The organism is Burkholderia sp. MSMB1826 (assembly GCF_001526325.1).
Classification (GTDB): Bacteria; Pseudomonadota; Gammaproteobacteria; order Burkholderiales; family Burkholderiaceae; genus Burkholderia.
On the sequence record NZ_LOYN01000040.1, the window covers coordinates 67,537 to 75,957 of the forward strand.

Below are 8,421 nucleotides of genomic sequence, written 5' to 3' on the forward strand. Positions count from 1 at the left end.
GCTTCGCAAGCCGCCGCTGCCTGCCCATGAAAAAACCGGCCCTGGAGCCGGTTTTTTCATGGGCGTGCGCCGAACGGCGGCGGGCGGCAGCACAAGCCGCGGCGCCCGTTCACGCGCCCGACAACCGCCGATGCAGTTCCGCCAGCGACAGCTTCGTGCGAAACAACCGCGCGAGACTGCGGCTCGCATAGGTGTCGATGTCGCCCGGCACGGTCCAGCGGTACGCATCCATCTCGGGGATCATCGAGCCGTCGCGGCGGCTCGGAAACAGCGACGTACACGTGCAGCGCTCGGGATCGATCTCGCCTTCGGCCACCTGCACCGCGAACAGGTGCAGATCCTTGTCGTGCCGGTATGCGAAGCGACCGAGATCGAGCAACCGTGCCGGCGCCAACTCGATGCCGGTTTCTTCCAGCAGTTCGCGCAGCGCGGCATCGGCCGGCGTCTCGCCTGGTTCGCCCTGCCCCTTCGGAATATCCCAGTGCGTGGTATCCGTCGCGTGCGCGAGAAACACGCGGCCGGCCGCATCGAGAATCACGACGCCGCACGACACCGTGCGCAGCGCGCCGCCCCGCTTCATCACGCGCGGGCTCAGCGCTTCTGCAACTGCCACTTGCCCGCGGCCGTCTTGCAGTAGACGGGCTTGAGCGTCATCGTCTGGCCCTTCGCGGTGATTTCGGTCGCGACTTCGCGGCAGGTCTTGCCGTCCGTCTCGGTCGTGTTCGGCGTGAGCTTCGCGTCGATCTGCGTGCCGCGGCCGCTGCTCTGCCACGTCGTGGTTTCGCCGTCCTTGCCTTCGTCGCGCGCCTGCACGACCGCCTTCGTGAGCGACGCGCGGTCGGCCTTGCTGAAATAGCTGATCGGCGTGTCGTTCAGGAAGTTCAGGTTGTTCTGCGCATGGGCGGGCAGCATCGCGGCTGCGCACGCGGCGCCGGCCAGCACGCGCGTGACGACGGAAAGGGATGCACGCATCGACATGTTTTTTCTCCTTGGATGTTCGATCGAACGGCGCGGCGCATGCCGGCGAACCGGGAACCGGCCCTCCGGCACGCGCCACGCCCGTCAGCGAGCGAGCATAGCATGCGTGCTGCAATGAACGCCTTCTAGGGCTTGGCCGGCGCGGCCGTTTGCTGATATCCGTCAGTCAGCGTGCCGAGGAACGCGATCACGTCCTTGATCTCGGCCGCGTTCAGCGCCGGCTGCTCGCCGCGCTTGCGGTCGAACGGCGGCTCGCGGTTGATGTTCGGCCAGTAGCGCTTCGGCAAATCGTCGTAGATCTGCACCTTGCCGTGCACGACCGGGTAGAACTTCTCCGGATGGATGTCGCGTTCGACGTAGAAGCGCATCACCTCCTCGAGCGAGTGATACACGCCGTTGTGGAAGAACGTCTTGCGCAGCGCGACGTTGCGCAGCGACGGCGTGCGGAACAATCCGCAGAATTCGTCGCGGCCCTTCAGGTCGGTGCGTTCGGGGCCGCATGCGCCGAGATCGTAAAAGCGCGGGTCGCGATTGACGGGCAGCGCGCGGTTGCGCGGCACCGCGATCGCGATCAGCCCGAAATCGCTGAACTGCGGCGGGCCGCCTTCGAGCGTGCGCTGGCTGACGTGGCAGCTCGCGCAGTTGCCCTTCTTCTCGTCGTTGAATAGCTGCAGCCCGTGCAACTCGGCGGGCGTGAGCTTTGCGCGGCCGGCCAGATACGCGTCGTATTTGCTCGTGTACGGATCGAACAGCGCCGGCTGCTGCTGGAATGCGTCGAGCGCGCGCAGCACCGCATCGAACGTCGCCTGGTCGTCGGCCAGGACCTGGTCGCCGAACGCCTTGCGGAACGCGTCGGCATACGGTGCCGCGCGAACCGCCTTCGCGACCCGCGCGGGCGAACTGCTCATCTCGAACGGCGACGTGAGCGGAATGCGCGCCTGCGCATCGCGCGTATCGACGCGACCGTCCCAGGTCAACCCGCCGGTCGGGCCCGCGTCGATGCTTTCGTCGCCTTCGTCCGGCGAATCGTGGAAGTGCTCGCTGAACGGCGGAATGCCGCGCAGGTACTTCAGCGACGGTACCGCGCGAAAGCCGGTACGGTGCATGTCGTCGCCGCCGAGCTGCACCGACAGCGCGTTCGGCGGCCCGAACGCATGCTCGGCGCTATGGCACGACGCGCAGGCAAGCTTGCCCGAGCCGGACAGCGACGGATCGAAGAACAGCTGCTTGCCGAGTGCCGTCATCTGCTTCACGCCCTCGAACACCTGCGCGCGCGTCTGCGGCTGGCCGGCCGGCGCGACCGCCGGGACGGCCGGGGCGGCCTGGGCCGCCGGGACGACGGACGCGGCCGACGCGTTCGTGCCGGGCCGTGCGTCGCAACCGGCGAGCGCCGCGAGCGTGCCGGCCACCGCGAGCGCCGCCGCGGCGGGGATCAGCGATCGCGCGAACGCGAAAGATTTCAGAAGGGTGTGCATCGTCGTTGTTCTAGTAGCGGTGGGCAATCGGCCGGAGCTTATGTCAGTTCCGTGACCGTTGAATGACGTTCGACCGACAGTCAATTGAAAGCGCCCCTACACCCGGCTGTCAAATCGGTTCCAGATAATGCGCGCAGCCGGGCGATACCGCGAGGTTCGTGCGCCGGCCCTCCCGCCACCCGGTTCCCACACGCGACCAACGACGAATGAGAGAGAACATCGCATGAAGAAGCACGCCTGGATTCGCTATACGCCGATCGCCCTTGCGGCAGCGCTCAGCCTGACCGCCTGCGGCGGCGACGACGTCACGCAGCAGGGCCTGTCGGCCGTCAAGAACGTCGTCGTGATCTACGCTGAAAACCGCAGCTTCGACAACCTGTACGGCAATTTCCCGGGCGCGAACGGTCTGCAGAACGTGACGGCCGCGAACTCGGTGCAGAAGGATCGCGACGGCTCGACGATGGCGACGCTGCCGAAGATCTGGGGCGGCCTGACCGCGACCGGCATCACGCCGGCGGTGACCGAGGCGATGACGGCGAACCTGCCGAACGCGCCGTTCGCGATCGACGATCCGAAAGGCTTCAACCAGTCGATGAGCATCGCGACGCGCGACATCGTGCATCGCTTCTACCAGGACCAGATGCAGATCAACGGCGGCAAGAACGACATGTACGCCGCCTGGACCGACGCCGGCGGCCTGACGATGGGCCACTACACGGCCGATCCGTCGAAGCTGCCGCTGTGGAAGATCGCGCAGCAGTACGTGCTCGCGGACAACTTCTTCATGGGCGCGTTCGGCGGGTCGTTCCTGAACCACCAGTACCTGATTTGCGCGTGCGCGCCGTACTACCCGAACGCCGACAAGAGCCCGGCGGCCGGCAAGATCGCCGTGCTGAACGCCGACGGCAAGTCGCTGAAGGTGGCCACGAACTCGCCGGCTTCCGCGCTGAGCGGCCCGCCGAAGTTCGTCAACGACGGCGCGCTCACGCCCGACTTCTACGGCGTCAACACGATGCAGCCGGCGTATCAGCCGAGCGGCAACAAGGCGGCCACGGGCGGCGACCCGCTGCTCGCCGATCCGGCCAATCCGTCGACGATGCCGCCGCAGACGGCGACCAACATCGGCGACCTGCTGACCAATGCGGGCGTGTCGTGGGCATGGTATGGCGGCGCATGGGGCCAGGCGCTGCAGGCGAGCCAGAACGGCACGTCGAACGTGATCTACGGCGCCGACCTGTCGACGCCGAACTTCCAGCCGCACCACCAGCCGTTCAACTACTTCGCGAATCAGGCGCCGGGCACCGCGAGCCGCGCGCAGCACCTGCTCGACGGCGGCGCGAACGGCGCCGAGTTCATCAAGGCGATCGATGCGGGCACGCTGCCGCAAGTCGCGTTCTACAAACCGCAAGGCAACCTGAACGAGCACCCGGGCTACACGGACGTCACCTCCGGCGACCAGCACATCGCCGACGTGATCGCGCACCTGCAGGCCAGCCCGCAGTGGAAGAACATGGTCGTGGTCGTCACGTACGACGAAAACGGCGGCTTCTGGGATCACGCCACGCCGCCGAATGCCGACCGCTGGGGCCCGGGCACCCGCATTCCGGCGCTGATCGTGTCGCCGTACGCGAAGAAGGGTTTCGTGGACCACACGCAGTACGACACGGGTTCGATCCTGCGCTTCATCACGCGCCGCTTCTCGCTGCCGCGCCTCGCGGGCCTGCAGCAGCGCGACGACGCGCTGAAGGCGAACGGTGCGCAGCCGATGGGCGACCTGACGAACGCGCTCACGCTGTCGCCGAACCTGTAATCGCCTCGCGATCGCGAACGGGCCGGGCACGCCGCCGGCTCGCTCGAACGGAGAGCGGCCCCTCGGGGCCGCTCTTTTTTCATGGGCGCACGATGCCGCGCGGCGGCATCACCATCCGTACTTCAGCTCGACGCCGACGTAGTCGGCGTTGTGCCCGCCCGCTTGCCGGATCGCGTCGCCGACCTGGAAATGCACGGCCTCGACCGCGCCGATCAGGTTCGCGGCGATCGTCCAGTCCGCGCGCAGTTGCACGTACATGCCCGTCCACGACCCGCCCTTGCCCGCCGTGCCCGGCACCGGGACGTTCGGCTGCTGATAGACGGCATCGCCCGTCGTCTCGCGCCACTGGAAACCCAGCGCGCCGAGCAGCGACAGGCTCGGCGACGGCTTCAGCGTCACGGACGGCTTCACGTGAATCAGGTTCGCGTAACTCGTATAGCCGGCCAGCGTGAAGTAATAGCCGTTCGGAAACAGCGGATTGAAGGTACCGACGCGGCCGTCGTGCAGATGCCGGTCGCCCGATGCCGCGTCGACCTGCAGCGCGATGCGCGGCGACCACGGCGCGTCGAGCTTGTAGCCCGCAATCGAACCGACGGCCCACGCGCCGATCGTCGCGTTGCCGACCGTGCCGGTCTGCAGCATCGTTTCGAGATCCCAGTCGAAGCGGCCCTGCGTGCCCGTGTAGCGCACGTCCCACACGTCGCGATGCTCGGGGCCGCTCGCATCGAGGAAGTGCGCGCCGCGGCGGTTGTAGCGCGACCAGTGGCCCGACAGATCGCCAGGCCCGACCGACTGCCGCTCGACGCGCACGCCGCTGAACGTGAGATCGCGATTCGACACATCGTCGAAATCGGACGCGTTGCGGTTCTGCACCGGCTGCGTCGCATAGCCGATGAAGCGCCACTTTCCGTATTCGTAATCGGCCCAGACCGCATCGAACGCGAGCCGCACGTTCGGGCCGTCGCGCGCAGCGATGAAGCGCTGCAGGTCGAACGCCATCTCCTGACGGCCGACGCGGAACTTGACCGTGCCGCCGCCGAGCGCCCCCGTGTAGGTCGCGAACGCCTGTTCGAGATCGAGCGGGTTCCGGTCGACCGGCGACACCGTGTTCTTGCCGAACGCGCGCGCGTCCTGCAATTGCGCGAAGAACTGCCAGTGCCGGCCGAGGTGCGCATCGGCGTGCACTTCGACGCGCTGGATCAGGTACGTATCCGATTGCGCGGAGCCGATGCCGAACAGCGGCGCGTCGTTGGTCTCCAGACGCTCGCGCAGGTTCACGCCGAGCGACAGGTAGGAGACCTGATCGTTGCCGAGCGGGATGTATTTCAATCCGTCGAGCGGCGCATGCGGCACGCAGGGATTCGCGAGCACCGACCAGTCTTCCTGCCAGCGGTTGAACAGCACCGTCGGCCGCTTGGCGGTGCACGTCGATGCGGCGGCGGCTGCCGACGTCGACGCCGGCGCCGGCGCCGAAGCCGATGACGCGCTCGACGCCGGCGTCGGTTCTTGCGTCGAAGCCGGCGTGATGATCGGGGACGACGCGGCTGCCGTTTCCGCGAACGCAGCGTCGGTCCCCGCGAACAGCAGTCCCGCGACGACCGACACGCGCGCGGCCCGCGCGAAGCGGGGGCCGCAGCGTCCCCTCCGCCGCTCGCTCATGCGCGCGCCTGCGGGGTTGCATCGGCCGCTTGCGCCGCGCGCAGCGCAAGCGTCGCGAGCGCGCCGACGGGAACCAGCAACGCCAGGAATCCGACGTAGCGGAACCCGAGCGCACCGCCCGCCGCGCCGAGCGCGAACGCGACGATCGCCGGCAGCATCTTCGCGAAGCGTGCGCGCGCGGTGGCGCGCACGCTGTCCGCCGTGCCGGGCGACAGCATGTCGACGGCATCCAGGATCGCCTGCGTGACGTTGCCGGTCATCACCGTATTCGGCACGCCGCCCGCGCGGGCGATCACGCGCGGATGCGCGTTCTGCACGCCCATCGCGAACGTGCCCACGATGCCGGCCACCAGCGCGGCGACGCTGTCGGGCTGCGTGACGGGCGTCGCCCACACGCCGGCCGCGCAGAAGCCGAGCAGCAGCACGGCCTGCACCGCATGCAGCACGCGCGTGCCCTGCCATGCCGGCCGCGCGGACATCGACCGCGCGATCAGGCTCGCCGCGATCACGCCGCACACGAACGCCGGAAACACGCTGAGCTTCAGCACGACGCCCTGGCCGAAGCCCGCGATGCCCGCACCGATCAGCACGAAGTTGCCGGTCACGTGCGCGGTGAACAGCCCGAACAGCGCGACGAAGCTCAGCGTGTCGACGAAGCCGGCCACTGCGGCAAGGATCGTGTCCTCGTGCTTCATCGCGCCGCGCTCGCGTGGATTTCGGCGACGTAGCCGCCCGGGAACTGCACGAGCGCCGCATCGCGGCCGCCCGACTCGAACGGCGGCACGAGCACGGTCACGCCTGCGGCCTGCGCCTGCTTCAGCGTCGCGGCGAGATCGGACACTTCGTAGCCGGTCATCTCGCGGCCGAACGGGTAAGGCAGATGGCCGTCCGTCACCAGCACGGTCATCTTGCCGAAGCCCGATTCGACGCGAATGCGGCGGTAGGTATCGTCCGGCCGGCCGATCTCGATGCCCGGCGCCTTCGGGTCGTCGGACACCACCTTGCCTTTCGAGAACTTGACGAAGTCGTGCACGAACTTGCGCACGCTTTGCGGCGAGACGTACACGCGGTTTTCGGGGATGGTCTGCAGCGCGTCGTAATGCGGCGCCTGCGTGTGCCAGTACAGCTGCATGTTCACGCCGCCCGCCCACGTGACGATCGCGTCGCGGCCGATCGGATCGGCAAACGTGTCGACGATCACGTCGGCGCCGTGCTCGCGAGCCGACTTCACGGCGACGTCCATGTCGGTCACGAGATAGCCGGTGCGCTCCGCGCAGAACGGATACGGGATCGGCGTCTTGAAGCCGAACACCGAGATCGTGCCGACCGGTGTCAGCACGAGTTGCGACATCGTCTGGCTCGGCGTCGGCGTGACCTGGAACACGCCCTGCTTCGACTTCTTGCCGCCGAACGTCGCGACGAAGCTGTCGGTGAAGCGGTCGAAGTCTTCGGGCGCGACGCACACGTGGGTCGTGTCGTACTGCGGGCCGACCGCCACCGTCGGCACTGCGGCGGGCGGCGTCGGCGGTTTCGCGAACGTCGCGGGCGCAACGGCGAGGCCGCCCGCGAGCATCGCGGCGAGCAGCACGGAACGAAGGGATTTCATCACGGGATGTCCTGGTTGTTGCATCGTCATCGAATGGAACGGCCATCATCGGCCGATTGCCGCGCATCGTCGAGCACGGACGCGAGCACGAGTGCCGCGATCAGCCCGAGATGCTCGAAAAAGCTGTTGAGCGCCATGAAGTGCTCGGCGCCCGAACGGTTCCAGAAATCGTTCGCCACGCACATCGCGACCAGCGTCAGCATGCCGAGGCTGCCGGCGCCGAGCCACGTGAAGCGGCGAAACACCACGCACAGCGAGCCGACGATCTCGACGGCGATCGCGAGCGCCGCCCACAGCGCGGCCGGCTGCAGGCCGAAATGCGCCTGTTCCGCGACCGCGCCGTCGAAATCGAGCGCCTTCGCGACGCCGCCGAGCAAATAGGCGGACACCAGCGCGAGGCGCGCGAGCGGCAAGACCCACGGCTGCGACAGCAGCACGCGAATCCACGCGGGGGTGTCGTAAGCGGTGCGCGTCGCCATGTCAGACCGCCCAGCACGAACAGCCGAACGCGCCCCAGAAGCCCTTCGCGTCCGACGTCGGCAACGCGCTTGCCCATGCGCTCGCGTGCGCATGCTGGTGAACGGTGCATGCATTCGCGCAGCCGCACATCGCGGCGGCCGCCGCGCGCTGCAACGGCGCGCCGTTGCGCTGCGTCGCGCCCCAGCCGCCGTAGCCGCCAAACTCGCGCACCGGCGACCAGTCCGGCATCGCCGGCGGAATCGGCGCGTCGTGCGATGCGAACGGCCCCGCCCCCCACACGATCTTCCCGTCGACCACCGTCAGCAACGCGGTCGTGGCGGCGATATCGTCTTCCGCACACGCGAAGAAATCGCGATCCGGGACGATCAGGTCGGCAAGCTGCCCCACCGCGATGCGTCCTTTCTTGCCTTCCT

Annotated in this window: 9 protein-coding genes; 1 reads left to right on the top strand and 8 read right to left on the bottom strand. The window is 68.2% G+C overall.

The window, feature by feature from the left end; genetic code table 11:
- Positions 1–109 precede the first annotated feature (109 nt).
- The 3 genes from WS95_RS23565 to WS95_RS23575 all read right to left on the bottom strand — a co-directional run bounded on the left by WS95_RS23565 (position 110) and on the right by WS95_RS23575 (position 2,453).
- On the bottom strand, positions 110–580 hold the full coding sequence (locus WS95_RS23565) for an NUDIX hydrolase (RefSeq protein ID WP_059826458.1): 471 nt from the start codon (positions 578–580) through the stop codon (positions 110–112).
- Positions 581–591: 11 nt separating this feature from the next.
- Positions 592–978, bottom strand: a complete 387-nt coding sequence (locus WS95_RS23570; RefSeq protein ID WP_034207044.1) for a hypothetical protein — start codon at positions 976–978, stop codon at positions 592–594.
- Positions 979–1,103: 125 nt separating this feature from the next.
- Complete coding sequence (locus tag WS95_RS23575; RefSeq protein ID WP_059826461.1) at positions 1,104–2,453, bottom strand: cytochrome-c peroxidase; 1,350 nt, start codon at positions 2,451–2,453, stop codon at positions 1,104–1,106.
- A gap of 223 nt (positions 2,454–2,676) precedes the next feature.
- Here WS95_RS23575 and WS95_RS23580 point away from each other — a divergent pair, with 223 nt between their 5' ends.
- Complete coding sequence (locus tag WS95_RS23580) at positions 2,677–4,263, top strand: acid phosphatase (protein WP_034207042.1); 1,587 nt, start codon at positions 2,677–2,679, stop codon at positions 4,261–4,263.
- A gap of 108 nt (positions 4,264–4,371) precedes the next feature.
- Here WS95_RS23580 and WS95_RS23585 read toward each other — a convergent pair whose 3' ends face one another.
- From WS95_RS23585 to WS95_RS23605, 5 genes are all read right to left on the bottom strand, one after another.
- Positions 4,372–5,922, bottom strand: a complete 1,551-nt coding sequence (locus WS95_RS23585; protein WP_059826462.1) for an alginate export family protein — start codon at positions 5,920–5,922, stop codon at positions 4,372–4,374.
- The gene (locus WS95_RS23590) at positions 5,919–6,617 is read right to left on the bottom strand and encodes a YoaK family protein (RefSeq protein ID WP_059780225.1); all 699 of its coding nucleotides are present in this window, start codon (positions 6,615–6,617) and stop codon (positions 5,919–5,921) included. The genes WS95_RS23585 and WS95_RS23590 overlap by 4 nt, the downstream gene beginning before the upstream one ends.
- On the bottom strand, positions 6,614–7,528 hold the full coding sequence (locus tag WS95_RS23595) for a VOC family protein (protein ID WP_059826464.1): 915 nt from the start codon (positions 7,526–7,528) through the stop codon (positions 6,614–6,616). Before WS95_RS23595 ends, WS95_RS23590 begins: the two co-directional genes overlap by 4 nt.
- A 26-nt stretch (positions 7,529–7,554) precedes the next feature.
- Positions 7,555–8,007: a DoxX family protein gene (locus WS95_RS23600; protein WP_059826467.1), complete on the bottom strand. Its 453-nt coding sequence runs from the start codon at positions 8,005–8,007 to the stop codon at positions 7,555–7,557.
- Between the two features lies 1 nt (position 8,008).
- A partial coding sequence (locus WS95_RS23605) for an amidohydrolase family protein (RefSeq protein ID WP_156444414.1) occupies positions 8,009–8,421 on the bottom strand: 413 nt, incomplete at its 5' end.